Here is a 26,001-nt window from a genome sequence, read left to right on the forward strand (position 1 = left end):
TGGCGCACAACCGACTGAAGTCGGACAGGTCGTACCCCCCTGGGTTGACGCGCGGCGGGCTAACTCGTGAGTTCCGTGAAACGCCGGGTCAGCTCGTCCAGACCAGCCGGTGTCAACCGGCCGAACAGGCGCAGCCTGGCCATACCGCCGTCCGGGTGGATGTCCAGCCGGGCGTGGGTCGCCTCCGGTCCGGACACCCGGAACCGGTGCCGGGTGTCGGGTTGCAGGCGGGTGCGGGGCAGCAGGTCGAACCAGTCGTCCGGGTCCTTGCGGACGTCACGGCCCCGCACGGACGCCCAGCCGGGGGCGTTGCCCTTGAAGTGGCTGGTGTCGAGTTCGGCCAGTGCCACGACGCCGGGCGCGGCGAGTGCGACCTCCACCCAGTCGTTGCCGTCGTCGCGGCGGCGCGCGGTCTCCCAGCCCTCGCCCATGCTCGTGGCGTGGCCCGGCGCGATGAGGTTGCCGGGAGCGCCGAAGAACATGTCGCTGCACCCAATGACGGACGCGCCGTTCTCCATGGCCGCCAGGTCGACCGCGTTCGGGAGGAGGAGGTCCGGGTCCGCGACCGGGTCGCCGAAGACGCGCAGGCGCGCCACGCCGCCGTCGGGGTGGATGGTGAGCCGCACGTGGGTGTAGCGGCGTTCCGCGTGGACGTCGAAGTAGTGCTTCCGGTCGCCCTCCAACGGCGCCCTGGGCACGACGACCTCCCAGCCGGCGAGTTCCTCCGGCGCCGGGTAGCCGGCGGCGCGGGTGGCTTCGACGGTCGCGGACGGCGGGTAGTTGCCCTTGAAGAACGCGGTGTCCACGACCACGCCCCGGATCACGCCGGGTAGGCCGAGGCGGATGATCGCGCTGTCGTCGCCGGGCTCGCGGCGGCGGCGGGTCTCCCAGCCGTCGTAGATCTGGCCCCGGTGCCCGAACGTGTGCGGGCGGTACTCGGGCTCCGCCTTGGTGATCAGGTTCTCGCGCTCGGCGAACAGGTCGTCGTTCGCCCACACCACGCTGCCGCCGACGGCGCGCGAGGCGAGGTCCGGGAGCCGGGTCCAGGTGGGGGTCATGCGTCTCCTCTGCTCAGCAGCCGTCCGTGCGGGTGGTCTCCGGTGATCCGCCTGCCGCGTAACCAGGTCTGCCGGACGACGCCGGCCAGCGGACGGCCGTGGTAGGGCGTGACCGGGTTGCGGTGGTGCAGCCTGGCGCGGTCGACCACGAACGCCTCGTCGGGGGCGAAGACCGCGAAGTCGGCGTCGCAGCCTTCCGCGATGCGGCCCTTCCGCCGCAGGCCGACGAGTTCGGCCGGGGTCCGGGCCATCCACCGGATCACGTCGGTCAGGGCGTGGCCGCGTCGACGGGCCTGCGTCCACACCGCCGGGAGGCCGAGTTGGAGGCTCGCGATGCCGCCCCACGCGGTGGCGAAGTCGCCCTCCTTGAGGTCCGGGGTGCACGGTGAGTGGTCGCTGACCACGAGGTCGACGGTGCCGTCCGCCAGGCCACGCCAGAGCTGCTCGCGGTTGGCGGCGTCGCGGATCGGCGGGCAGCACTTGAACTGGGTGGCGCGGTCCCCGATCTCCTCGGCGACGAAGGTCAGGTAGTGCGGGCACGTCTCGGCGGTCACCCGCAGGCCCTGGTCCTTGGCGGCCCTGAGGTGGGCCAGCCCTTCACCGCTGGACAGGTGCAGCACGTGGACCCGTGCCCCGGTCTCGCGGGCGAGGTCGACCAGGTCGCCGATCGCGCGGGACTCGGCCCGGTGCGGTCGGGAGGCCAGGAAGCCCGGGTAGTCGGGGCCGGGTTCGGTGACGTGGTGCGGGTGTTCGGCGTGCACGATCGTGAGGGCGTCGAGGTCACGGAGCCCGGTCAGCGCCGCGGTCAGGTCCGGCAGGTCGACGTGGGGGAACTCGTCCACGCCGGAGTGGATCAGGAAGCACTTGAACCCGAACACGCCCGCGTCGTGGAGCGGCTTCAACGCGTCCAGGTTGCCGGGGACGATGCCGCCCCAGAAACCCACGTCCACGTGCGTGTTGCCGTCGGCCGCCGCGCGCTTGACGTCCAGGGCGGCGGTGTCGGTGGTGGGCGGCAGGCTGTTCAGCGGCATGTCGATGATCGTCGTGACGCCACCGGCCGCCGCCGCTCGGGTCGCGGTGGCGAAGCCCTCCCACTCGGCGCGGCCGGGGTCGTTCACGTGGACGTGCGTGTCGACCAGTCCGGGCAGCAGCACCTCGTCGTCGGCCAGTTCGATGACGCGCTCGGCGGCGAGGTGGCCGGCCGCGGTGACGGCGGCGATCCGGCCGTCGCGCACGCCGACGTCGGCGGCCGTCTCGCCGTCCGGAGTGATCACCCGGTTCGCCCGGAACACCAGGTCCATGGGGTCACTCTCGGCCGGCCGATCGGCCACGCGCAAGACAGTTGACACGCCTGAATGCCGCTCGTAACGTCTTCCCGATACGGAAAAGGCTTTCCGCGATACAGAAACTTGGGAGGGCAGTGTCCGACCTGGAAGGGTTCAACTCCGCACCGGCGGCAGCACTCCGCCCGCTGCTCACCGAGTGCCTCGCCGTGCCGCGCTGGGTCGACGCCGTGCTCGCCGGACGGCCGTACCCGTCCGAGGACGCCGTGCTGGCCACCGCCGACCTGGCGGCCGAGCTGAGTGACGAGGAGGTGCGCGCCGCTCTCGCGGGTCACCCCCGCATCGGCGAGAAGGCCGGGCACGACGGTGTCTCCGCGCGCTGGTCCGCCGCCGAGCAGTCCGGCGTGGCCGAGACGCCGGCCGAGCGGTTGAGGGCCGCGAACCAGGCTTACGAGGACCGGTTCGGCCACCTCTACCTGGTGTGCGCGACGGGTCTGAGCGGCGCGCAGGTGCTGGCCGACCTGGCATCCCGCCTGGAGAACCCGCCGCACGTCGAACTCCGCGTGGTGAGCCGGGAACTGGCCAAGATCGCCGCGTTGCGCCTGCGGAAGGTGCTCCACCCCGACTCGCGAGGGAGTTGACCGATGGCCATCCTCCTGGGGCCCAATCAGTACGGGAAAGCCGAGAACCGGCTCGTGACGGTGACCCGCGACGGGGCCGTGCACACCATCAGGGACCTCACGGTCAGCACCTCGCTACGTGGTGATCTGGTGGACACGCACCTGACCGGGGACAACTCCGCCGTGCTGGCCACGGACACGCAGAAGAACACGGTCTACGCGTTCGCCAAGGAGTCTCCGGTCGGCGAGATCGAGGACTTCGCGCTGCGGCTGGGCCGGCACTTCGTGGCCACGCAGGAGGCGATCACCGGGGCGCGGGTGCTGATCGACGAGCACTCGTGGCAACGCATGGGGGACCACTCGTTCGTGCAGGGCAGCAACGAGAAGCGGACTACGGCCGTGACGGTGGAGTCGTCGGGGGCGTGGGTCGTGTCCGGCCTGCGCGACCTGGTGGTGCTCAAGTCGACCGGCTCGGAGTTCCACGGGTTTCCGCGTGACCGGTACACGACTTTGCAGGAGACGAACGACCGGATCCTGGCGACGTCCGTGACGGCCCGGTGGCGGTACCAGGGGACGGGGATCGACTGGGGCGAGAGCTTCGCTTCGGTCCGGGCCATTTTGCTGCGGACGTTCGCGGCCACGCACAGTTTGTCGTTGCAGCAGACGCTGTACTTGATGGGTTCGGCGGTGCTGGAGGAACGGCCGGAGGTCGCCGAGGTGCGCCTGTCGATGCCCAACAAGCACCACTTCGAGGTCGACCTGAGCCCTTTCGGGCTGGAGAACGACAACGAGGTCTTCTACGCCGCCGACCGGCCTTACGGCTTGATCGAGGGTTCGGTGCTGCGCGACGACGCCGAGGACCCCGGCTCGGCGTGGCACACACTGCCCGCCTTCTGACGACACAACACCGCCCCGGTCAAGCACTCGGCCGGGGCGGTCACCCGATCTAGTGACTTTTGAAAGCCGCGTCCGCTTTGGCCACCACGTCCGGCCACTGCTCCTTGAACTGCTCGAAGCCCCTCCGGGTGAAGAAGAGCGCTGCGTGGGTGCCGCCGGAGAACTCCAGTTCGACCTGCTCACCGTTGTCGTGGACCGAGCTGATGAGGGTGAAGTTCTCCGAGATGTCGACCTGGGTCGAGACCTCGACCGGACTGCCGCGATACATGGAAGCCTCCCGTAGAGTGCGATAGCGGCTGGAATGTAAGGACTAGACGGTCAGTCAGGACGATAGTCTGTAAGTTCCGTTAGATCATTGCCCTGGAAGGGTGAGTGTTCGGGTGCCCGACGCACAGCAGACAGTCGAGCGGATGCAGTTGGGCTTGGCGCTACAGGAGCTGCGGCAGCGGGCGGGCAGGTCTCAGCAGGACGCTGGCACCGCGATCGGCAAGTCCTACGTCCGCATCAGCCAGGTCGAGCACGGCAAGGGCGCACTGAAGCAGCATGATCTGTTGACACTGCTCGATCTCTACGGTGCGACAGCCGAGGAGCGCGAGACGATCCTCGCCATCGGGGTGGAAGCGCGGCGGCGCGCACCCAAGCGGGCCTATACCGATGTCCTGCCGGATGCCTTCCAACGCCTCGCCGACCTGCAAGCCAATGCCTCCGCGATCCGGCAGTACACATCCGGCACCTATCCCGGACTGATCCAGTCGCCGGACTACGTTCGAGCGCTGATCAAAGTCGCCGGCAGCGTTTGGTACGACTCCACCGAAGCCGACACCAAAGTGGCCTTCCGGCTCGAACAGCAGCGTCGAGTGCTCGAAGCACCCCAGGCGAAGAAGTTGACCTTCGTCTTCACCGAGGACGCCTTGACCAACTCGCTGGGTGGCGCAGCGGTCATGCAGGGCCAAATCCTCCACGTGCTGCAACTGCTGACGAAGCACCCCGGGATGACGGTCCAGATCCTGCCTTCCGGGACTGCGGACAACCCCGTGCTCGGCGGCAGCTTGATCATCCTGGACTTCGTGTCGGCTCCGCGCATCGGTTACGCCCCCGCGGTCTATGGGCCGACCACCTACTACAACCAGCCGACCGACACCCAACCGATGGCGAGGGCTTTCGAACGCGTCCACGAACTGGCACTCTCGCCCGAGGCGTCCAAGGCCCTGCTGATCGAGTCGTTGAAGGGAACCTGACCATGCTCCGCGACACCGGCTGGTTCAAGAGCAGCTACAGCGCCGCCGCCAACAACGACTGCGTGGAGGTCCGCCTCACCAGCTCCGACGCACGGATTCGCGACTCCAAGAACCCTGCCTGCGCTGCACTGTCGATCTCCGGCAAGCGCTGGACCGCCTTCATCACCGACCTCAAGCGCTGAACCCGCACCTCGCGCCGAAGGAGACGTGACCATGCGCCACGACACAGACTGGTTCAAGAGCAGCTACAGCGCCGCCGCCAGCAACTCCTGTGTCGAGGTGCGTCTAACCGGCTCCCAGGCGGGCGTCCGAGACTCGAAGAACCCTGCCGGCCCTCGACTGTCGGTCTCCGGCAAGGGCTGGGCCGCGTTCACCACCGCACTCAAGCGGTAGCGTCAGGCTTCGGGTGCTCGTAGTGGATGGCGGACGGGTCGGTCGCCCCGCCACGATAAAGGAACTGGCTGAGGCTGCCCCACGTCTTCTGCTCCTCCGCCAACGTCCCAGGCAGCGCCAGCCTCAACTCCTCCAACAGCTTCCACCGATACAGATCAAAGGCCGTCCGCAGCCGCTCGGTGTAGGCAAGTGCCGCATGAGTGGCGTTCTGATACAGGAGATACGCGAGCACCACCAGCCCGGCAGTCCACAGTAGAGCAACCTCAACCCTCAACACCGGCTGCCAGAACCCAGCGAACGTGTGAAAAACCAACAGCCCAGCCAACGCCAACACGACAGGAGTCATGCGGGCCGCTCTGCGGCACAACGCGAAAGCGCACAAGGCGATCGCGATCACGGTCAGCCAGGCCGCCACGCCGTCGATCCGGGGCAGTCGCCACACCAGCCACCACGTCAGCGGCACACCGAACAGCGGCAGGAACGCCGCCATCGTCAGCAGCAGGTCCACCGAGACCTTGGCGTCCTTCACCGTCTCCGCGAAGTCCTTGGGCAGCACCGGTTGCAGGCGCGTCCACAGAACCACCGCATCCAGCCTGTACCGGATCGACGGGTGTTGTTCGGCCGCTCGCACGACGTTGCCCATGGCGGTCGGCTGCACGTCCGCCGGCGGCTGGGGGTAGCGGAAGAACAGGTTCTGCTGGATTTCGGCTCGTTGGTCGCGGACGTCCTGCTCCACCACCGCCAAGTGCCCGTCGAGCTTCAGTGCCAGGGCGGTCACCGCGTGCACCTGTGCGTCGGGCTTGTCACGCACCGAGCGGACCAACTCGGTCAGTTCGGCGGCGGTGTCGTCCGGCCACGTGGGCGGGTGTTGGGTGAGCAGTGCGTCGAGCTTGGAGAACGACTGCGAGAACGCGTCGTCCGACAGCGTGCCCGGGGTGGTGTCGGCCGGGTCGGGCAGGGTGGCTCGTTCGACGGCCAACGCCTCTTCGCGTCGTTGCAAGGCCTCGTCCTCGTCGATGAGCGCCTTGCGGGCGGCGCGCTGCCTGCGGGCCAGCCAGTCGCGGGGTTTGGCGGCCCAGGTCGGCCAGTAGCCCTGGCACATGCGGTCCTGCCATTCGCGCAGGTTGCCCAGCACGAACGTCAGGAACGCGACCAGGATCAAGAACGCCGCGATCAGCACCACCTGGACCGTGGCCGGGCGGGCGCTCCAGGACTTGACCGCGCCGTCCACGCCGGCGGTGGTCGTCCACACCACGACGACCGTCCCGCCCAGGAACACCAGCACCGGGAAGAACGTGGAGATCAGGGCGCGCTTGTCGAAGTAGCCGGTGATCTCGCGCAGGACCGAGGCGAACATCAGGCGTCCGCGTCCATCGCGCCGTGGAAGAACACGCGGCGGCAGTTGGGTGGTCGGCCGTTCTCGCCCGGCGCCCTCGGGAGCTGGAACGACGGCGGCGCGCACTTGCGGCACACGTACCGCAGGGCGGGCACGTCCGGGTTTCCGGAACGGACGCCGGCGGTGTCCAGCAGGTCCAGCGGCAGGGCTTCGGCGATCGCCGCCCGCGGCACCACGCCGGACGGCTGGCCGTCGCGTTCCACCAGCACGAAGCGCAGTCCCTCGCGGCCCACCAGTTCGGCCAGGTCGAAGAGTTCGTCCACGTCCAGCTCGTCGGGGTCGCCGCCGATCACGACCAAGGCCGGGAAGCGGTGGGCCAGCGCCGTCAGCGTCTCGGCGGTGCTGCCCAGGTCGGCCAGCTCCGGCCGGCCCAGCACGCCCAGGGGGTGGCCGTCGGAGGTGACCACGACGACGTACTCGGCGTCCACCCGGTCCAGCGCGGCTCTCGCCTGCGGCACCTCCACGTCGTCCCGCACGACGACGTGGCTCCTGGTCAACGACGACAACAGCACCGCCCTCACCGCCAATCACCCACGAGCACGAATGCCGCCCAATGGTAGGGATGCGCGAACGGCCGCGCGCCGTAGTCCACCGGCGGCGTCGCTTCCGCTTTCAGCGTCAGCAGGCTGAGCTGCCGCGCGGCACGGGCGCGCAGCCACCGGGCGGGCTCGCCGCGTGCCCCGTCCAGCGTCGGGGCGACCTCTCGGCAGGTCGCCAGGGCGGCCTCCAGGTCGCCGGCCATGGCCTGCGCGCCTGCCCGGTCCAGCAGCAACGCCGCCGTGGTGAGCTTGTCGGGAGTGGTCGCCAGGCGTTGGTCGCAGTACGCGACGACGTCCCGCGCGGTGGTGTCGGCCAACGCCCGCTGGGCGCCGTTCAGCGCTCTGGCCAGGTCTTCGCCGGCGCGCAGGCGGGTGTAGAAGTCGGTCATCAGCAGCGCCGTGGACAGGTCGTCCACCTCCCACAGGCTCACCACCAGCGACGGCGCGCCCGCGTACAGGACGGCGCGGGTCAGGCCGATCAGCTCGTCGCCCGCCCGGTTGGCGTTGACGCCGCTCTCGCACGCGCTGAGCGTGACCAGGTTCGCGGTGAGGGTGAGCTGGAAGATGTCCTCCACGGTCAACCGGTCCTCGGCGAGCAGCACCGCCGAGTCGACGGCCCGGTCGTCGTCGAACCGGCCGTGGCAGGCCAGGTGGATCAGGTCGGGGCCCGGTTCGGCGGTCACGGCCGCCAGCAGGCGCTCGCGGGACGCGTGCACGCCGACCGCCGGCTCGGCCTCGAACAGGGCCGCGACGAGGTCCGCCTCCTGGCGGGAGTGCACCAGGTCGCCCCGCGAGTCGCCGAACACCAGCGCGGTGCGCCACTGGCGGCTATCGGCGCGCCGGCGGTACCTCAGGAGCGAGGCGCTGGGCACCCGGCACACCGGGTTGCGCTCGATCAGCAACGCGTGCAGCGGGACGTAGTGCAGGAGGCCGTGCGGCACCAGGAGCACCACGTCGCCGGGCGCGCAGTGGTCGGCGATCGGCGCCAGCAGCGGGCCGAACGCCTCGGCGAAGTCGGCCGGGTCCAGGTTCCGCACCGGGTTGTCGAAGAAGTACCCGACCGCCTCGGCGAGTTCGGCCGCGGTCAGATCCCACTCGTAGACCTCGGGTTCCGGGCGGTCCGGGGTCATCACGAACAACTGCGTGCGGTCGTCGGCGACGAAGAACTCGGCCAGCACGCAGCGGCGGTCCTCGGCCAGCAGGGCGTGGATCTCGGCCCCGGACAGGGTTTCGCCGGCCACCGACTCCTTGCTCTTGACCTGTTCCAGGGCGAGGAGGCGGGCCAGCCGGTCCACCGCGCTCTGCTCGCCTTTCAGTTCGCGTTCGAGTTCGGTCAAGGGCACGTCGCGGCCGTTGTTCAGCTCGCGGTAGCGGAGCTGGAGCTCGATCTCGGCGGCCGGGTCCGGCGACTCGGCCAGCGACTCCAGGGTGGTGAGGCGGCGGCGGGCGCGTTCCCAGTTCCGCCGCAGCTTCTCGGTCTGCTCGGTCGGTTCGACGTGGCCGAGGCTGAGCTGGTCCACGAACGCGCGGGCCTTCGAGCGTTCGACCAGTTCCAGCGCGGCCGTCGGGTCGTCGGCGGCGACCGCCACGGCCACCGCGACCTCGTAGACGGCCAGCAGGCGTTCCTGCCACGACATCCGCGACCGCTCGTCGAGCAGCCTGCCGCGCAGGTCGTCGGCGGTGTCCAGGGCGGCGTGGTAGCACTCCAGCGCGCCCCGGTAGTCGCGCAGCTCGGTCAACGCCTGCGCGCGCACCACGTGCCTGCCGTAGACCAGGGGCAGTTGCGAGCCCTCGGGTAACGGGTGGCGCTCCATCAGGCGTAACGCCTTGCGTGCCTTGCCCTGCTGGATGTACGCGGTGATCAGGTTGCTCGCGAACACGGACGCGTCGTAGGAGTCGGGCGCGACCGCCTTGAGCGCCTTCTCCATCACCTTGGCGGCCTTCGGGAAGTCCCGCAGCGACAGGTGGATCGTCGCTTCCAGGTTGGCCAGCTTGTGCCGGGCGTCCACCTGGCCGGGCTCGATCAGCTCCGCCAGCTCCGGCAGCAGCGCCAGCGCCTCCTCGGCGCGACCCGCGTCACGGAGCAGGATCGCGTGGTGGTGCAGGCGGGCGAACCCGTCGCCGGTGTCCCGGTCGGCGGCCTCGTCCAGCGCGCCGTCGACGTCGCCGATCCGTTGCAGCGCCTGGGAGCGGAGCATGGAGATCCAGTTGTGCAACGAGCTCTGCGCGGCCACGCTGAGTTCCAGGTGGTCGAGGTCGACCATGGCGACCTGGCGTCCGCTGTCCTGGGCGTCCTCGTCCACGCGGGCCAGCGCCGGGTTGTTGTTGTGCACCGGCAGGCGGCCGATCCCGACCATGGCGTCCTCGGCGGACGCGAGGTGGTCCATGGCCTTCTGCACCTCGTACAGGCGCAGGTAGTTGTCCGCCAGGCGCAGGTCGATCATGGCGATCAGGATCGGGAGGCCGTCCGCCGCCGCACGGGCCGCCGTCAGCTCCGTCACGGACCGGGCCCAGCGGCGCTCGCTCTGCTCGCCCTGACTCGCCCGGTGCCAGCGGACGAACACCTCGTCCAGTTCCGGCACCGCGTCCACCAGGCCGAACTCGTGGTCCGGGAAGTCCTTGAGCAGGAAGTGCAGCCCCGCCAGGCGGTCCAGAATCGACGGCTGGGCGCAGGCCCGCTCGACCAGCCAGCGCAGGTGCACCCTCGGGTACTGCTCGTCGGGCGCGAGTCGCACGGCCTCGGTCAGCAGGTCCAGCGCCTTGTGGACGCGATCCTCGGTGAGCTGGTTCCAGTGCTCTTCCTCGTTGCTGTGGGTCACCTGGGCCATGCCGAGCCAGGCGTGCACCTGCCAGTCGTCCGGGAGCTGTTGGCGCGCCTTCTCCAGGACCTCGTCGGCTCGGGCGGGCTGCCAGGTTTCCAGCAGGGCGTGGCCGAGGGCCTTGAGCAGGGGCGGGTGGTCCGGGTGGCGGTCGGCCAGCCCGGTCAGGGCGTCCACGGCGGCCGGGGGCTCGCGGTCCTGGCTCGCCAGGGTGTCCAGGTCGGCGATCGCCTCGTCCAGCAGGCCCGCCGCCTCGTGCGCGGCGGCGCGGGCGAGGGTGGCCGGGGTGGAGCCGTGCCGTTCGAGCTGGGCGGTGAAGTGGGCCACGGCCTCGGTGAACTCGCCCTCGGCCATCGCCAGCTCACCCAGCACCGCGTAGGCCGCGCCGGCCGTGGGCGCGTCGCCGGTGGCGGCGATGTGGTGCGCGTCGGCCTTGGCCTCGTCGACCCGGCCCAGGTCGACCAGCAGGTGCAGGCGGGTGATGCGGGCGTAGTCCGCCAGGTCCTGCGGCGGGAGGTCGCGCTGGTACTGGACGGTGGTCTGGCCTGCCGGGGGCTCCTGGGGCGGGACCTCCCGGGCCTGCTCGATGACGGTGTCCAGGTCCGCCAGCGCCTGTTCGGGCCGGCCTGCGCCCAGGTGCATCTGGGCTCGGGCGAACCGGTACTGGAGGTCTTCCGGCTTCAGCTCCATCGCCTTGGTCGCGGCCTCGATCGCCTCCTGGTCGCGGTCCAGGTAGTACAGGGCGCGGCTCAGCCCGATCAGCGGCCCCGGCTGGCCGGGGAGGAGTTCGCCGAGCCTCGTCAGGGCCAGGACGGCGTCCTCGTGGTGGTCGAGCCGGGCGGCGGAGTGGCCGAAGAAGTACCACGGGAACGGGGAGTCCGGGAACAGCTCCGCCATCCGGCGGGCCAGCGCCTCGGTCCCGGCGAAGTCCTCCTGGCGGTAGTACAGGTGCTCCGCCACGGCGGCCAGCACGTCGTGGACGGTCTCCGGCGTCGGGCCCTCGACCCGGAAGTCCTCCGCCTCGATGACGCCGTTGTGCGGGGCGAGGTCGATGACCGTCCCGGCGTAGCGGGTGGCGGCGTCGTGGTTGCCCGCTTCGAGGTGGAGCATCGCCAGGCGCAACGACGAGCCGAGTTCGGCCGGGCCCATGCCGGTGCGCTTGGCCAGCGCCCGCAGGTCTTCCCAGGGCTGGGTCCGCGCGGCCGGCGGCAGGACTTCCCCGGTGAGGTCGTCCAGCTCGTTGGTGAGCACCATCGTCCAGGCGAGTGCGTCGCCGTCGCCTTGCGCGGCTTGGCGTCCGGCCTCGGCGAGGCTGCTCTTGACGATCAGGACGGCCTGGTCGTGGTTGCCTTCTTCGAGCGCCTGCCGGGCGCTGTCCAGGCGTTCGGCGAACATGGGACCTCCGGCGGGGATGGTCGTCCCTCGTTGGGTCGCCGGGGGTCGTGATCGCGTTACTCGTTACCGAGCTGTGCCCGGATCAGCGACGCCGGGCCAGCGCGCGCAGGGCGGGGAGGTCCAGGCCGGTCAGCCGGCGGACCTCGTCGGCGTCCAGCGCGCCGCAGTCCAAGGCGCGGATGAACGACGTGGACAGGGCCTGGGCGGTGGCGGGTTCGTCGAGCACCGCGCCGCCGACGCGGTCCACGTAGGCCTTCAGGCGTTTCGCGTCGGGTTCCGCGTTCTCCAGGTAGTAGGCGTGGACGGCCGCGTACCGGGTGACCAGTTGGGCCGGGTGGAGGTCCCAGCCCTGGTAGAAGCCGTGCGCCAAGGCACGTCCGACCAGTGCGTAGTGGGTCCGCCAGCCGTGTTCGACCTGCTCGCCGACCGGCAGGACGTTGGTGGAGCCGTCGGACAGGGCCACGCCGGTGCCGGCGGCCGAGACCTGCATGACGTTCCTGGCGAAGTCGCACGCCCCGTGGGCGAGGTGCTGGTGCGCCGCGCCCAGGCCGCAGCCCGCCGTGTAGTCGTACGTGCCGAAGTGCAGGCCGGTGACCCGACCCCGGCCCGCTTCGATGAACGTCGGGACGGCCAGCCTGCCGTGGCTGTCCACAATGGACTGGGCGGTCTCGATCTGGATCTCGAAGCGGAGGTCGTGGTCGAACATGTCCAGGATGTCGCCGAAAACCTCCACCTGGGAGACGGACGTGACCTTGGGAAACGTGATCACGAAGTTCGGCGGGACGTCGCCGAGGGTGGTGAGGAAGATGTCCAGGGTCCGGATGCCCCGGTCACGCAATGCCTTGGTGTCGAACGACTTCATGCGCAGGCCGACGCGCAGGGGCGCGGTCCGGTCGGCCAGCCAGGTCCGGACGATGCCGGCGGTGCGTTCCGCGTCGTCGTCCTCGGTGGGCTTGGCGCCGTAGCCGTCCTCGAAGTCGATCCGCAGGTCTTCGACCGGTTCGGCGGCGAGCTTGGCCTGCACCCTCGCGTGCAGGATCGCGGCGAGGGTGTCGGGGACGTCGAGGATCCTCGCCAGGTCGGCGGCGGTCGGGGCGTGGCGGTCCAGCGCGGCAAGCGCTTGCGCGCCCCAGTCCCGCACCGTCGTCGGGGTCACCTCGTCCGCCGGGACGTAGCAGGTGTGCACCGGTTGACGGCCCTCGGGCGTCCGCTGGTCGACGTCGGACAGCCGGGCGGTGGCCGCCGCGACCGCCGACGGGTCCAGGGACGTCCTGGGCACGTCAGGCGATCCGCTCGTAGGCGGGCAGGGTCAGGAAGTCCGCGAAGTCGTCCGCCAAGGCCACCTGCTCGAACAGTTCCACGGCGAGGTCGAGGTGTTCGCCGTCCAGTTTCGCCTTGGCGTCGCGGAGGATCTCGCGGACCAGTTCCCCGGTCACCGGAGTGCCGTCGTCCAGCACCACGTCGTTGTGGACCCACTGCCAGAGCTGCGAACGGGAGATCTCCGCCGTGGCCGCGTCCTCCATCAGGTTGTGGATGGCCGCCGCGCCGTTGCCGCCGAGCCACGACAGCAGGTAGCGCACGCCGACATCCACGGCGCTCTCCACGCCCGCACGGGTCGCGTGGCCGCCGGCGGACTTGAGGTCGAGCAACTGGTCGGCGGTGACGTCCACGTCCTCGCGCAGCACGTCGAGCTGGTTGGGCCGGTCGCCGAGCCTGGCGTCGAAGATCTCCCGGCACACCGGGACGAGGTCCGGGTGCGCCACCCAGCTTCCGTCGAAGCCGTCGCCCGCCTCGCGGTTCTTGTCGTCGCGGACCTTGGCCAGCGCCTGCTCGGTGACCTCGGGGTCACGGCGGTTCGGGATGAACGCCGCCATGCCGCCCATCGCGAACGCCCCGCGCTTGTGGCAGGTGCGCACCAGCAGTTCGGTGTAGGCGCGCATGAACGGCGCGGTCATGGTGACGCTGTTGCGGTCCGGGAGGACGAAGTCCCCGCCCTGGTCGCGGAAGTACTTGATGATGCTGAACAGGTAGTCCCAGCGGCCCGCGTTGAGGCCCGAGGCGTGGTCGCGCAGCTCGTAGAGGATCTCCTCCATCTCGAACGCGGCGGGGATCGTCTCGATCAGCACGGTGGCGCGGATGGTGCCGTGCGGAACGCCCAGTTCGTTCTGCGCGGCGGTGAAGACGTCGTTCCACAGGCGGGCTTCGAGGTGGCTCTCCATCTTCGGCAGGTAGTAGTACGGCCGGCCGAGTTCGGCGTTGTGGAAGAAGTGCAGCCCGAAGTCGACCAGCGCGCCCACGGCGGGCGCCCCGTCGATCTCGATGTGCCGCTCGGGCAGGTGCCAGCCCCTCGGGCGGACGACGATCGTGGGGCGGTCGCCGTCGCCGAGCGAGTAGTGCTTGCCTTCCGGCGACCGGTAGTCGATCGTGCCGCGTGCGGCGTCGTAGAGGTTGACCTGACCCGCGACGACGTTGTGCCAGTGCGGGGTGTTCGCGTCCTCCAGGTCGGCGAGCCAGACCCGCGCACCCGAGTTGAGGGCGTTGATGGTCATCTTGCGCTCGGTGGGACCGGTGATCTCGACCCGGCGGTCGCGCAGCGGCTCGGGCGCCTCGGCGACCCGCCAGTCGCCTTCGCGGACGTGCCGGGTCTCGGCCAGGAAGCCCAGGGGACGGCGGGCTTTCCGGCGGGCCAGCAGCTCGTCCCGGGTGGCGGCGAAGGCGCGGTGGAGGCCGGCGACGAACTCCAGGGCGTCCGGCGTGAGGATCTGCCCGCCACGCTCGACTTCGTCCCCGAGCACGCGGATACCGGTCATGGTGGTGCCCCACCTCTCTGGCGACGACTTCTACTCTGCGGACTATAGTTTTTGCATCGCGGAACAGCAACGAGGGGTGATCCGGATGGCACGGGAGTCCACGGGCGGCGTCCAGTCGTTGCGACGCGCCTTCGACCTCCTGGAACGGCTCGCCGACGCGGGCGGCGAGGCGAGCCTGTCCGAGCTGGCCGCCGTCTCGGGGCTGCCGCTGCCGACCATCCACCGGCTCATCCGCACCCTCGTCACGCTGGGGTACGTCCGCCAGAACAGCAACCGCCGGTACACCCTCGGGTCGCGGCTGATCAGGCTCGGGGAGAGCGCGTCCCGGCAGTTCGGCACGTGGGCGCGGCCGTTCCTGGCGGAGCTGGTGGACTCGGTGGAGGAGACCGCGAACCTGGCCGTGCTGGACGGCGACGAGGTGGTGTACGTGGCCCAGGTGCCGTCGCGGCACTCGATGCGGATGTTCACCGAGGTGGGCCGCCGGCTGCTGCCGCACGGGACCGGGGTCGGGAAGGCGATGCTGTCCCGGCTGCCGCGCGCGGAGGCGCGGGCGCTGCTGGAGCGGACCGGGCTGCCCGCGTACACGCCGAACACCATCACCGATGCGGGTGAACTGCTGGCTTCGCTGGACCGGATCGCCGAGCAGGGCTACGCGCTGGACGAGAGCGAGCAGGAACTCGGCGTCCGGTGCGTCGCCGTGCCGCTGGACGGCGGGCCGACCAGGGCGGCCGTGTCCGTGTCGGGGCCCGAGGGGCGGCTGACGAAGGAGGCCGTGGACCGGATCGTGCCCGAAGTGCTCGCGATCGCCCGCCGCCTGTCCGCCCAAGCCGCGAGGGCTTGAAATCGCCGCCACACGATCGGATGACCCGATGAGGTCGAAAAAGGGCTCTCGGGTAATGATCTCCGGCGTGGGAACGACGTATGAGGGCCGCATCCTGACCCTGCACTGGGACGACCGCCAGGTGGTGGGCCGGTGGAGCGACGGCGTGGAGCTGGACCCGGTGCCGGTGGGACAGCCCGCCGACCGCGTGCAGTGGCTGGTGGACCTGATCGCCGAGTACCGCCGGGCGTTCCCGGGCGCGCGGGTGCGGGCGACGAACCGCGCCGGGTGGCGGGAGCCGTCCTCCGGACGCCTCCGGTACGTGGTGCCGCAGGAAGACGCCGCGACGCCGTCCTATGTGGTCCGGTCGGCGCTGGAGCCGTTGCACTACCACGTGTCCCCGGCGCGGCGGCAGGCCAAGGAGTGCTGGCACCGCTGCGCCGACGTGTAGCCGTTAGCCGAGCAGGGCGTCCACGAACGCGACCGGCTCGAACGGGGCCAGGTGGTCCGCGCCCTCGCCCAGCCCGACCAGCTTCACCGGGACGCCCAGCTCGCGCTGCACCTGGAACACGATGCCGCCCTTGGCGGTGCCGTCGAGCTTGGTCAGCACGATGCCGGTCACGTTCACCACCTCGGCGAACACCCGCGCCTGGGTGAGGCCGTTCTGGCCGGTGGTGGCGTCGAGCACGAGCAGCACCTCGTCCACCGCGGCCTGCTTCTCCACCACGCGCTTGACCTTGCCCAGCTCGTCCATCAGGCCGGTCTTGGTGTGCAGGCGGCCGGCGGTGTCGATCAGCACCGTGTCGACGCCCGTGTCCATGCCCCGCTTGACCGCCTCGAACGCCACCGACGCCGGGTCCGCGCCTTCGGCTCCCCGCACGGTGTCCGCGCCGACGCGCGAGCCCCACGTCTGCAACTGGTCGGCGGCGGCGGCGCGGAACGTGTCGGCCGCGCCCAGCAGCACGGAGCGGCCGTCGGCCACCAGCACGCGGGCCAGCTTGCCGGTGGTCGTGGTCTTGCCGACGCCGTTCACGCCGACGACCAGCACCACGGCGGGCTTGCCGGAGTGCGGCAGGGCGTGCACGGCGCGGTCCATCTCGGGGTGCAGCGCGTCGACCAGCACGTCCCGCAGCAGCGTGCGGGCGTCGTCGGACGAGCGCACGCCGCGGGCGACGATCTGCCGGCGCAGCGCGGTCACCACCTGGTCGGTGACGTTCGAGCCGAGGTCGGCCATCAGCAGCGTGTCCTCGACGTCGGTCCACGAGTCCTCGTCCAGGTCGCCCGCGCCGAGCAGGCCCAGCAGGCCCTGGCCGAACGTGGAGCGGGACCGGGCGAGCTTGCCGCGCAGCCGCTCCAGCCGGCCGGCCGTGGGCTCGATCTCGTCGATCTCGGACGCCTCTTCGGGCAGCGGCACCTCGACGAAGCCGCGCTTGACCGAGTCGCGCGGCACGGCCGCGTCGTCGCCCACGCCGGGCTGGCCGTCGACCTCGGTGCGGTCCGCGACCGGGTGCCGGACCGGCTCGGGTTCGACGGTGCGGGGCTCGACGGCGTCCGGCTGGACGGGCTCGGGTTTCGTCTCCGCGCCCGGTTCGACCGCGGTCGAGGGTGCGGCGAACGTGACGCCGCCGCCCGCCTGGTAGCCCTTGACCGGCTTGTCCTGCTCGCGCTCGGCCAGGCTGATCCGCCTGCGTCTGGTCAGCACGACACCCGTGACGAGGGCGACCGCGAGCAGCGCCGCGACGACAACGACGATCCAGATCAGCAGTTCCGTGGACACCCCGCAATCCTCGCACGCCACTGTCTGTGACCATCCAACGAAGCAGGTTGATATCCGGCAACTTTCCCACCAGACCCCTTGCGCATGCGGGCGGTGTGCAATAGGACACAGGGCGTGCGGGTGATCGGGCTCATCTCGGGGACGTCGATGGACGCCATCGACGTGGCGGTCGGCGACTTCACCCTGGACGGCCCGACCGTCGTGCTGGAGCCCGTCGCGCACGGCGAGCACCCGTTCCCGGCGGACCTGCGCGAGCCGCCGGCCGACGCCGCGGACCTGTGCGCGCTCGACACCCGGCTGGGGCAGGCGTTCGCCGAGGCCGCCCGCGCGCACGACGCGGACCTGGTCGCCTCGCTCGGCCAGACCGTGCACCACCAGGTGGTGGACGGCCGCTGCCTGGGCACGCTCCAGGTCGGGCAGCCCGCGTGGATCGCCGAAGCCACCGGGCTGCCGGTGATCGCCGACTTCCGGGTCCGGGACGTCGCGGCGGGCGGCCACGGCGCTCCGCTGGCGAGCACGCTGGACGCGCTGTGGCTCGCCGAGCTGCCGAACGCCGTCGCGCTGAACATCGGCGGCATCGCGAACATCACCCGGATTTCGCCCGAAGGTGTGATCGCCTACGACACCGGGCCGGGCAACGCGCTGATGGACGCCGCGATGACCGCCCTGTCGAACGGGCTGCGCCCGCAGGACACCGACGGCGAGTTCGCCGCCCGCGGCCACGTGCGCGCCGACCTGCTGGACCGGCTGCTGGCCGACCCGTACTACGCGCGGCACGCGCCCAAGTCGACCGGCAAGGAGCATTTCAACCGCGCCTACCTGGACCGCGTGACCGAGGGCCTGGTCATGCCCGCCGAGGACCTGCTCGCCACGCTCACCGAGCTGACCGCCCGCACCGTCGCCGCCGGGTGCGCCGGCGCGTCGACCGTGGTCGGCTCCGGCGGCGGGATGCGCAACCCCGTGCTCGTGGACTCGTTGCGGAAGAAGGTGAACCTGCGCGGCAGCGACGAGCTGGGCCTGCCCGCCGACGGCAAGGAGGCCTACCTGGCGGCGCTGCTGGGCTTCCTGACCTGGCACGGGCTGCCCGCGAACGTGCCCGCCGCCACCGGCGCGGCCGGCCCGCGCCTGCTCGGCTCGATCACCCCCGGCCGCGCCCCGCTGCGCCTTCCCGAACCCGCGGCCACCCCCGTCACCGGGCTCAGAATCGGAGGACACCGTGCGCGCACTTGATGTCGCCATCATCGGGCTGTTCCTGGTGGGCATGCCGCTGCTGGGGGTGTGGATCGGCGGGCGGCAGCGGTCCGCCACGGACTACTTCGTCAGCGAGCGGCGCATCTCGTGGTGGGTGGTGTGCGTGTCGGTGGTGTCGGCGGAGACGTCGACGCTGACCGTGTTGTCCGTGCCGACCATCGCGTACGGCGGGACGATGACGTTCCTGTCGCTGGCGATCGGGTACCTGATCGGGCGGATCGTGGTGTCGTTCGTGCTGCTGCCCAAGTACATCGCGGGCGAGTTGGTCACCGCGTACGGGTTCCTCGGCAAGCGGTTCGGCGGCGGGCTGCAGAGCACGGCGTCGGTGACGTTCCTGGTCACCCGGCTGCTGGCGGACGGGCTCCGGCTGTTCGCCACCGCCATCCCGGTGAAGGTGGTGCTCGCCGCGTACGGGGTGAACGCGTCGTACTGGCTGATCGTCGTCGTGCTGGGCCTGGCGATGGTGGTCTACAGCTTCCTGGGCGGCGTGCGCGCGGTCGTGTGGGTCGACGCCATCCAGATGCTCTGGTACGTGCTCGGCGCGGTCGTGGTGATCGTCGTGCTGTCCGGGAAGCTGCCCGACGGGTGGTTCTCCTCGGCCGCGGACGCCGGGAAGTTCCAGATCTTCGACTTCGCCGCCAGCCCGTTCACCTCGCCGTACGCGATCCTGACGGCGTTCGTCGGCGGCGCGGTGCTGTCCATGGCGTCGCACGGGGCGGACCAGTTGATCGTGCAGCGGCTGATGGCCACGAAGGACGTGCGGGCGGCGCAGAAGGCGCTGATCGCCAGCGGCGTCGTGGTGTTCATCCAGTTCGCGCTGTTCCTGTTCATCGGCGTGATGCTGTGGGCGTTCTACCGGGGCGCGAACCCCGTCAAGGACCTGAAGCTCAACAACAACGACGAGCTGTTCGCGAACTTCATCGTGCGGGACATGCCGTCGGGGGTGTCCGGGTTCGTGATCGCGGGCATCCTGGCGGCGGCGCTGTCTTCGTCGTTGGGTGCGCTGGCCTCGTCGACCGTGACGGACGTGTACCAGCGGGTGGTGCGGCGGCCGATGAGCGAGGCCGAGGTGTTCCGGCAGGGTCGCATCTGGACCGTGGTGTGGGCCGGCCTGCTGGTCGTGTGCGCCGGGCTGTTCGCGACCTTGACCCGCCGTGGTAACCCGATCGTGGAGCAGGGGCTGTCGATCGCCGGGTTCACCTACGGGGCGCTGTTGGGGGCGTTCCTGCTGGGGTTGCTGTTCCGCAAGGCCAGGCAGACCGACGCGATCGTGGCGTTCGTGGTCACGGTCGCGGTGATGGCGTTCGTGATCCTCGGGGTGAAGTTCGTCGGGCCGGAGGCCGCGCTGACGATCGACTTCTCGGCGGCGACGGCGAACTCGAAGGTTCTGGCTTATCCGTGGTACACGCCGATGGGCGTGCTGGTGACGCTGACCGTCGGCGGCCTGTTGTCGCTCCGGCATAAGGGGTACACGCCGCCCGACGTGCAGGACGTGGTCAGCGCCAAGGCCGCGTGACTCGTGGGGGCCGCCGGGAGGGCGGCCCCTGCTTCAGGCGGCGGGCGTCGCCCGGTAGGCGACCAGTTCGAGGTGGAGGCGGAAGCCGAGGCGGTCGAACATGCGTTGGGACGAGGCGTTGCCGGCCAGGATCGACGCGGCGGCCTGCGGGCGCGCGCCGAAGCGTTCGGCGAGCTTCCAGACCAGTTCGGTGACGAGCGCCGCGCCCACTCCCCCGCCCCGCACGCCGGGTTCCACCGCCACGAAGTCGATGTAGTACTCCCCGGGCTCGGCCTTGCCCGCCGCGTAGCCGAGCACGGCGTCGCCGTCCATCGCCACGACGACGGTGTGCTTGCCGTCGCCGTCCACGAGCTTGCGGCCGGACAGGTAGGTCTTGGGGAAGCAGCGCTCGTGCAGCACGGCCACGGCCTCGTGCACGGCGGCATCCGTTGGCAGGACGCGCATCTCGCGGGCCGGACCGGTGCGGGGGCAGCTCGCCTCGCGCATCAGCAGGCCGCGCAGCCCGTCGCCGTCGAGCACGTAGATGCCGCTGGCGCGGCCGGCGGTGAAGCCGTGCCGCTGGGCGAACGCGGCCAGCCTGCGGTGCTCGGTGTGGCCGTAGACCTCGCGGTCCTCGATGCCGTGCAGCAGGGGCGCCGCCTTCTCGTACAGGGCGTCGGAGGTCTGGTCCCAGATCCGGCTGCCCGCCGGGTGGTTCACCGGCACGTCCACGAACGGGCCGTGCAGGAACACCCGCTTCAGCTCGGTGTCCACCTCTACGCTCAGCACCCCGCACAGCCGCCCCGAGTCGTCGGTCGCGACGACCGTGCAGGAGGGCCAGTCGGGTTCGAATTCGGCGAGTTCCTCGGTCAACTCGCCGAGCGTCTCACCGAGGTAGCCGATGTGGTGCGCGGTGTCGGCTTGGAGCCGGACTAGCAGCGCCAGCACGGCACGCAGGTCGTCCTGGCCGGCGAAACGGATGTCATACATGTCCGGAATAGTCACTCGCGGGGTCGCCGAACGCGAGGGAGTTTTCGGGCATGGACGCAGACGACGTGACCAGGGCCGTTCCGGCGGGTGCGGCGTTCCTCGGCCAGGCGGTGGGCGCGGGTTGGGCGGTGGTGGTCGAAGGACCCTCGCGGAGTGCGTCGGACGGCGGCTGTTCCCGGGGCGGCGACCCGTGGCGGACGCTGCTGTGGGCCAACGGCAGGCAGCCGCTGGGCGACTTGCCGCGCCGGAGCGGGTGGCGCTGGAGCCCCGACCCGCGCGAGTCGTAACGCGCCTATCTCTTGCCGCCGGGCGTGGGGTGGTGGACCCTCAAGATGTGAGTGAGGAAACGATCCAACTCGAACTCAACGACAGCGGGGTGGCGGTAGACCTGCCGATGCCTGCCAACCAGCGGGATCAGGTGCAGGAGGTCCCCTACCGGCCGGTGGAATTCCGGGACGACGACTTGCCGAGCGCACTCCAGCGTGCCTCTTCCTGGCTGCGTCAGACCCAGGACTGGCTGGGTGAGCCGGTCGACGTGATCGCCATCCACCTCGACTACGACGACACCAAGGGTTCGCCTTACTACAACCTCAAGCTGCTGTGCAACGACGAGGACCTGGCCGGGGTGCCGCGCGTGGTCCGGGAGCACGAAGGCACAGTTACCCGCCAGTAGCGTACCGTTCAGGTCATGTCGGATCGCGTGTACCCGCCGGTGATCGCCGCGGCCAAGCTCCTGTTCCGCGTGCTCGACCTCCGCGTCACCGTGGACGGCGCGCGTCATGTGCCGATCACCGGCGGGGCCGTGCTGGCGAGCAACCACGTCAGCTACCTCGACTTCGTCTTCGCCGGCTTCGGAGCCCTGCCCTCCCGCCGGCTGGTGCGGTTCATGGCCAAGCACGAGGTGTTCGAGCACGCGGTCTCGGGGCCGTTGATGCGTGGGATGCACCACATCCCCGTGGACCGCGCGGCCGGCCAGGAGTCCTACCGGCAGGCGTTGGCCGCGCTCCGGTCGGGCGAGGTGGTGGGCATCTTCCCGGAGGCCACCATCAGCCGCTCGTTCACCGTCAAGGACGTGAAGAGCGGCGCGGTGCGCCTGGCGGCCGAGGCCGGCGTGCCGCTGCTGCCGGTGGCCTTGTGGGGCACGCAGCGGCTGTGGACCAAGGGCCGGCCGAAGAACCTGACGCAACGCCACGTGCCCGTGACGATCATCGTCGGCGAGCCGGTCGAGCCGACCACGGACCAGGACCTGCGCACCCGGATGCAGGAACTGCTGGACGAGGCCCAGGCCCGCTACCCGGAGCCCGGCGAGGGCCAGTGGTGGCACCCCGCCCACCTCGGCGGCGCCGCGCCGACACCCGAGGAAGCCAAAGCCCTCGACGCCCGCCCGGTCACCGACACCCGCTGACGCCCGCTGTCGCCGGCGGAGTCTACGAACGCGTTGCAGCACACCGATTCTGGTCGGCTCATGTACCGGAACTAAGCCTCGGGCCCGGCTTCGGCAGCAGGCTCCGCGGCGGACTCGGCATCGGCGACGGGCACAGCAGGCGCGGCGGCGGGCGTGGACTTGGCGGTCGGCTTCAGGTCTTCCCGGCCACGCAGGCGCTGCGAGATCACCTGGCTGATCCCGTCCCCCCGCATGGAGACGCCGTACAGCGCGTCCGCGATCTCCATGGTCGGCTTCTGGTGCGTGATGATCAGTAGCTGCGAACGCTCGCGCAACTGCTCGAACAGCCCGATCAGGCGGTGCAGGTTGGTGTCGTCCAAGGCCGCCTCGACCTCGTCCATCACGTAGAACGGCGAAGGCCGCGCGCGGAAGATCGCGACCAGCATCGCCACCGCCGCCAACGACTTCTCGCCACCGGACAGCAGCGACAGCCGCTTGACCTTCTTGCCCGGCGGCCGGGCCTCCAGCTCGATGCCGGTGCTCAGCATGTCGTCCGGCTCGGTCAGCACCAGGCGGCCCTCGCCGCCGGGGAACAACACCTTGAACACGATCTCGAACTCGCGGGCCACGTCCTCGTACGCCGACGTGAAGACCTCCAGGATCTTCTCGTCGACGTCCTTCACCACGGTCAGCAGGTCGCGCCGGGTCGCCTTGATGTCCTCTAGCTGGTTGGACAGGAACTTGTACCGCTCCTCCAGCGCCGCGAACTCCTCCAGCGCCAGCGGGTTGACCTTGCCCAGCAGCGACAGGTCCCGCTCGGCGCGCTTGGCCCGCCGCGCCTGGGTGTCCCGGTCGTACGGGATCGGCTGGGGCGCGGTGACCGGCTCGCCCCGCTCCTTCGCGGCCTCGTACTCGGCGACCTCGGCCTGCGACGGCGGGATGTACACGTCCGGCCCGTACTCGGCGACCAGGTCCTCCAGGCCGATGCCGAAGTCCTCGGCGACCTTGGTCTCCAGTTGCTCGATGCGCATCCGCTGCTCGGCCCGCAGCACCTCGTCCCGGTGCACGGCGTCGGTCAGCTTCTCCAGCTCCACCGACATCTCGCGCACCAGGTTGCGCACCTGCGCGAGATACGTCTCGCGCTGCGCCTTGCGCTCCTGCGCGCTGTCCCGTTCACGGGCCGCGCGCTCCAACGACGCGGCGATCCGCTCCAGCGCGACCTCGCCGCCCCGGACCACGGCCTTCGCCACCACGGCGCCCCGCGCACGGGCCGCGTGGGCGCGCTGGGCACGTTCCCGCGCCTCCCGCTCGGCCCGCGCCGCACGCCGCAGCCCCTCGGCCTTGCCCTGCAACGCCCGCGCCCGCTCCTCGGCGGTGCGCAGGTGCAGCCGCGCGTCGACCTCGCCCTGACGGGCCGCGGCCAGCTCGGCGGCGGCCTCGTCGCGCTGCGCCGTGTCCGGCTCGTCGTCCAGCGGCTGCTCCTCGGCGACCAGGAGGCGTTCCTCCAGCTCGCCGAGCTTGAGCAGGTTCTCCTCGCGGGCCGCCTCGACCTTCTCCCGCTGCGCCCGCACGCGCTCGACCTCGGCTTCGGCCGACCGCACGGCCGCCGCCAGGCGGTTGAGCCGCTCCGACGACCGCGCGCGCCGCACCTTGGCCTCGTTGAGCTGCTCCTTCAGCGCGGCGACCTCGCCGCGCCGCGCCTGCTGCTCGGCCCGCGCGCCCTCCAGCGCCGCCGCCGACTGCTGCAACGCCCGTTCCGCCAGCGCCAGCTTCTCCGACGCCTCGTCCACGGCCGCCTGGACCTCGATCACGCTCTGGCTGCGCCCGGACCCGCCGACCGCCCAGTCCGTGCCGAACACGTCACCCTCGCGGGTCACGGCGCGCACGTCCGGCCGGGCCTCCACCAGGGACCGCGCGGCGGCCAGGTCGTCCACCACGGCCAGCCGGTCCAACGCGCGGTGCAACGCGGGCCGCAGCGCCTCGGGGGCCTGCACCGCGTCCACCGCCCACCGCGCCCCGTGCGGCAGGACCGGCCACGCGGACCGGTCCACCGGCCCGGCACCGCCCACCAGCACCCCGGCCCGGCCGGTGTCCTGCTCCTTCAACAGCTCCAGGGCGGCCACCGCGTCGGACCCGGACGCCACCGCCACCGCGTCGGCGATCGGACCCAGCGCCGCCGCCAGCGCCACCTCGTGCCCCGGCTCGACGGTCAGCAGGGCCGCGACGGAACCCAGCAGGCCGGGCAGCCGCGACGCCAGCAGCGCGCCCGCGCCGTCCTTGCGGGTCAGCCCCAGCGACAGGGCGTCGACGCGGGCCTTCCACGACGCGATGTCCCGTTCGGCCGTCCGCTCGGCCTTGACCAGCTCCTCCACCCGCCGCCGGGCGGCGTCGTCCGCCTCCGCGGCCAGCTTGTGCCGGTCGTCCAGCCCGACGTCGTCCTCGTCCTCGGTGCCGGTGACCTCACGCGCCTCGGCCAGCTCCTGGGACGCGACCTCGACCCGCTGCACGGCCTCGGCCAGCGCGACCGACATCCGCTCGATCTCCTCGGCGGTCGCGGACGTCTTCGAGCGCAGCGCCTCGACCTGCCCGGACAGCCGGGCGAGCCCCTCGCGCCGGTCGGCGATCGCCCGCACGGCCGCGAGGTGCGCCTTCTCCGCCGCCGACACCATCCGCTCCAGCTCGGCCCGCGTCTCGACGGCCTCGGCCAGCCCGACGCGGGCCTCCGTCACGCCGTCCTGGAGCTCCTGCTCCAGCATCGCGGTGTGCTCGGCCTCGGCGTCCAGCTCGTCCGGGTCGCGCCCGCCGCGCGGGGCCTCCACGGACGCCGACAGGTGCCGCTCGCGCTCCACGGCCAGCCGCACGGTGCCGCGCAGCCGCTCCTCCAGCGCCGACAGCCGGTACCAGGTGTCCTGGGCGCGCTGGAGCTTCGGCGCGTCCGCCGTGACCTGGTCCTCCAGCTCGTTCTGCTGTAACTGCGCCTGCTGCAGCGACCGCTCGACCTCGGCCCGGCGCGCCCGGGCCGCCGCCTCGTCCTGCTCCTCGCGGGCCAGCGCCTCGCGCTGCGTCACCAGGTCGTCGGCCAGCAGGCGCATCCGGGCGTCCCGCAGCTCGGACTGCACGACCTGGGCGCGGCGGGCGATCTCGGCCTGCTTGCCCAGCGGCTTGAGCTGGCGGCGCAGCTCGGCGGTGAGGTCGGTGAGGCGGGTCAGGTTCGCCTGCATCGCCTCCAGCTTCCGCAGCGCCTTCTCCTTGCGCTTGCGGTGCTTGAGGACGCCCGCGGCCTCCTCGACGAACGCCCGGCGCTCCTCCGGCTTGGACTCCAGGATCGCGGCGAGCTGGCCCTGGCCGACGATCACGTGCATCTCGCGGCCGATGCCGGAGTCCGACAGCAGCTCCTGGATGTCCATCAGCCGGCACGAGTTGCCGTTGATCTCGTACTCGGTCGCGCCCTCGCGGAACATCCGGCGGGTGATCGACACCTCGGTGTACTCGATCGGCAGCATGCCGTCGGAGTTGTCGATGGTCAGCGTCACCTCGGCGCGGCCGAGCGGGGCGCGCCCGGAGGTGCCCGCGAAGATGACGTCCTCCATCTTGCCGCCGCGCAGGTCCTTCGCGCCCTGCGTGCCCATCACCCAGCGGAGCGCGTCGAGCACGTTGGACTTGCCGGACCCGTTGGGACCGACGACGCACGTGATGCCCGGCTCGAAGCGCAGCGTGGTAGCCGAGGCGAAGGACTTGAACCCCTTCAGCGTCAGGCTCTTGAGGTGCACCGGGGCAGAGTACCCGCGAGCCGTCCGGGCCAGTCGCCAGGCGCGCCGCCGGCCGGCCCGACCAAG

The 26,001-nt window shown here is 71.3% G+C and carries 23 protein-coding genes; 12 read left to right on the forward strand and 11 right to left on the reverse strand.

The features are described 5' to 3' along the window. Positions 1-59: 59 nt before the first annotated feature. Complete coding sequence (gene alc / locus ACQPZF_RS34055) at positions 60-1,058, reverse strand: allantoicase (protein ID WP_433264083.1); 999 nt, start codon at positions 1,056-1,058, stop codon at positions 60-62. Next, positions 1,055-2,359 carry an allantoinase AllB gene (gene allB, locus ACQPZF_RS34060; RefSeq protein ID WP_433264085.1) on the reverse strand — a complete coding sequence of 435 codons (1,305 nt, stop codon included), beginning with the start codon at positions 2,357-2,359 and terminating at the stop codon, positions 1,055-1,057. The genes alc and allB overlap by 4 nt, the downstream gene beginning before the upstream one ends. A 119-nt stretch (positions 2,360-2,478) precedes the next feature. Here allB and uraD point away from each other — a divergent pair, with 119 nt between their 5' ends. After that, positions 2,479-2,982, forward strand: coding sequence for a 2-oxo-4-hydroxy-4-carboxy-5-ureidoimidazoline decarboxylase (uraD, locus tag ACQPZF_RS34065; RefSeq protein WP_433264087.1), 504 nt, complete (start codon positions 2,479-2,481; stop codon positions 2,980-2,982). A 3-nt stretch (positions 2,983-2,985) separates the two neighbouring features. Continuing rightward, complete coding sequence (gene pucL / locus ACQPZF_RS34070) at positions 2,986-3,858, forward strand: factor-independent urate hydroxylase (protein ID WP_433264089.1); 873 nt, start codon at positions 2,986-2,988, stop codon at positions 3,856-3,858. Positions 3,859-3,907: 49 nt separating this feature from the next. Here pucL and ACQPZF_RS34075 read toward each other — a convergent pair whose 3' ends face one another. After that, positions 3,908-4,126 carry a hypothetical protein gene (locus ACQPZF_RS34075; RefSeq protein ID WP_433264091.1) on the reverse strand — a complete coding sequence of 73 codons (219 nt, stop codon included), beginning with the start codon at positions 4,124-4,126 and terminating at the stop codon, positions 3,908-3,910. Positions 4,127-4,238: 112 nt separating this feature from the next. Between ACQPZF_RS34075 and ACQPZF_RS34080 the strand changes: the two genes are divergently transcribed. From ACQPZF_RS34080 to ACQPZF_RS34090, 3 genes are read left to right on the forward strand one after another with little or no spacing between them, the layout of a single operon-like run. Continuing rightward, a complete protein-coding gene (locus ACQPZF_RS34080) occupies positions 4,239-5,096 on the forward strand; it encodes a helix-turn-helix domain-containing protein (protein WP_433264093.1) in 858 nt (285 codons plus the stop codon). Between the two features lie 2 nt (positions 5,097-5,098). Beyond that, on the forward strand, positions 5,099-5,278 hold the full coding sequence (locus ACQPZF_RS34085) for a DUF397 domain-containing protein (RefSeq protein ID WP_433264095.1): 180 nt from the start codon (positions 5,099-5,101) through the stop codon (positions 5,276-5,278). Positions 5,279-5,309: 31 nt separating this feature from the next. Further along, positions 5,310-5,489 (forward strand): DUF397 domain-containing protein, encoded by a 180-nt coding sequence (locus ACQPZF_RS34090; RefSeq protein ID WP_433274838.1) that lies wholly within the window; start codon positions 5,310-5,312, stop codon positions 5,487-5,489. Here ACQPZF_RS34090 and ACQPZF_RS34095 read toward each other — a convergent pair. From ACQPZF_RS34095 to aceB, 5 genes are all read right to left on the reverse strand, one after another. After that, the gene (locus ACQPZF_RS34095) at positions 5,479-6,846 is read right to left on the reverse strand and encodes a hypothetical protein (protein WP_433264097.1); all 1,368 of its coding nucleotides are present in this window, start codon (positions 6,844-6,846) and stop codon (positions 5,479-5,481) included. The genes ACQPZF_RS34090 and ACQPZF_RS34095 overlap by 11 nt on opposite strands. Beyond that, complete coding sequence (locus ACQPZF_RS34100; protein ID WP_433264099.1) at positions 6,846-7,406, reverse strand: hypothetical protein; 561 nt, start codon at positions 7,404-7,406, stop codon at positions 6,846-6,848. The genes ACQPZF_RS34095 and ACQPZF_RS34100 overlap by 1 nt, the downstream gene beginning before the upstream one ends. Further along, complete coding sequence (locus ACQPZF_RS34105; protein ID WP_433264101.1) at positions 7,403-11,638, reverse strand: CHAT domain-containing protein; 4,236 nt, start codon at positions 11,636-11,638, stop codon at positions 7,403-7,405. Before ACQPZF_RS34105 ends, ACQPZF_RS34100 begins: the two co-directional genes overlap by 4 nt. Before the next feature lie 82 nt (positions 11,639-11,720). Further along, positions 11,721-12,917 carry a DUF6986 family protein gene (locus ACQPZF_RS34110; protein ID WP_433264103.1) on the reverse strand — a complete coding sequence of 399 codons (1,197 nt, stop codon included), beginning with the start codon at positions 12,915-12,917 and terminating at the stop codon, positions 11,721-11,723. A 1-nt stretch (position 12,918) separates the two neighbouring features. Continuing rightward, positions 12,919-14,448 carry a malate synthase A gene (gene aceB / locus ACQPZF_RS34115; protein ID WP_433264105.1) on the reverse strand — a complete coding sequence of 510 codons (1,530 nt, stop codon included), beginning with the start codon at positions 14,446-14,448 and terminating at the stop codon, positions 12,919-12,921. Between the two features lie 85 nt (positions 14,449-14,533). On the opposite strand from aceB, the gene ACQPZF_RS34120 reads away from it, so the two are divergent. Then, the gene (locus ACQPZF_RS34120) at positions 14,534-15,289 is read left to right on the forward strand and encodes an IclR family transcriptional regulator (protein WP_433264107.1); all 756 of its coding nucleotides are present in this window, start codon (positions 14,534-14,536) and stop codon (positions 15,287-15,289) included. Between the two features lie 67 nt (positions 15,290-15,356). Continuing rightward, positions 15,357-15,719, forward strand: coding sequence for a hypothetical protein (locus ACQPZF_RS34125; protein ID WP_433264109.1), 363 nt, complete (start codon positions 15,357-15,359; stop codon positions 15,717-15,719). A 3-nt stretch (positions 15,720-15,722) separates the two neighbouring features. Here ACQPZF_RS34125 and ftsY read toward each other — a convergent pair whose 3' ends face one another. Beyond that, positions 15,723-17,045 carry a signal recognition particle-docking protein FtsY gene (ftsY, locus tag ACQPZF_RS34130; protein WP_433264111.1) on the reverse strand — a complete coding sequence of 441 codons (1,323 nt, stop codon included), beginning with the start codon at positions 17,043-17,045 and terminating at the stop codon, positions 15,723-15,725. Positions 17,046-17,129: 84 nt separating this feature from the next. Here ftsY and ACQPZF_RS34135 point away from each other — a divergent pair, with 84 nt between their 5' ends. Together ACQPZF_RS34135 and ACQPZF_RS34140 are read left to right on the forward strand one after the other, a co-directional pair. Next, entirely contained in the window at positions 17,130-18,275 is a 1,146-nt protein-coding gene (locus tag ACQPZF_RS34135; protein ID WP_433264113.1) for an anhydro-N-acetylmuramic acid kinase, read from the forward strand. After that, positions 18,262-19,812 carry a sodium:solute symporter gene (locus ACQPZF_RS34140; RefSeq protein ID WP_433264115.1) on the forward strand — a complete coding sequence of 517 codons (1,551 nt, stop codon included), beginning with the start codon at positions 18,262-18,264 and terminating at the stop codon, positions 19,810-19,812. The genes ACQPZF_RS34135 and ACQPZF_RS34140 overlap by 14 nt, the downstream gene beginning before the upstream one ends. A gap of 33 nt (positions 19,813-19,845) precedes the next feature. Here the strand turns inward: ACQPZF_RS34140 and ACQPZF_RS34145 are convergent, their stop codons facing one another. Beyond that, the gene (locus tag ACQPZF_RS34145) at positions 19,846-20,781 is read right to left on the reverse strand and encodes a GNAT family N-acetyltransferase (protein WP_433264117.1); all 936 of its coding nucleotides are present in this window, start codon (positions 20,779-20,781) and stop codon (positions 19,846-19,848) included. 50 nt (positions 20,782-20,831) lie between these two features. On the opposite strand from ACQPZF_RS34145, the gene ACQPZF_RS34150 reads away from it, so the two are divergent. Genes ACQPZF_RS34150 through ACQPZF_RS34160 form a run of 3 tightly spaced genes read left to right on the forward strand, consistent with a single transcriptional unit; the run spans position 20,832 to position 22,186 of the window. After that, on the forward strand, positions 20,832-21,068 hold the full coding sequence (locus ACQPZF_RS34150; RefSeq protein ID WP_433264119.1) for a hypothetical protein: 237 nt from the start codon (positions 20,832-20,834) through the stop codon (positions 21,066-21,068). Between the two features lie 47 nt (positions 21,069-21,115). Beyond that, positions 21,116-21,454 carry a hypothetical protein gene (locus tag ACQPZF_RS34155; protein ID WP_433264121.1) on the forward strand — a complete coding sequence of 113 codons (339 nt, stop codon included), beginning with the start codon at positions 21,116-21,118 and terminating at the stop codon, positions 21,452-21,454. 15 nt (positions 21,455-21,469) lie between these two features. Then, positions 21,470-22,186: a lysophospholipid acyltransferase family protein gene (locus tag ACQPZF_RS34160; RefSeq protein WP_433264123.1), complete on the forward strand. Its 717-nt coding sequence runs from the start codon at positions 21,470-21,472 to the stop codon at positions 22,184-22,186. 71 nt (positions 22,187-22,257) lie between these two features. Here ACQPZF_RS34160 and smc read toward each other — a convergent pair whose 3' ends face one another. Continuing rightward, the gene (gene smc / locus ACQPZF_RS34165; protein WP_433264125.1) at positions 22,258-25,935 is read right to left on the reverse strand and encodes a chromosome segregation protein SMC; all 3,678 of its coding nucleotides are present in this window, start codon (positions 25,933-25,935) and stop codon (positions 22,258-22,260) included. Positions 25,936-26,001: the final 66 nt, after the last annotated feature.

The organism is Actinosynnema sp. CS-041913 (assembly GCF_050942485.1).
GTDB lineage: Bacteria > Actinomycetota > Actinomycetes > Mycobacteriales > Pseudonocardiaceae > Actinosynnema.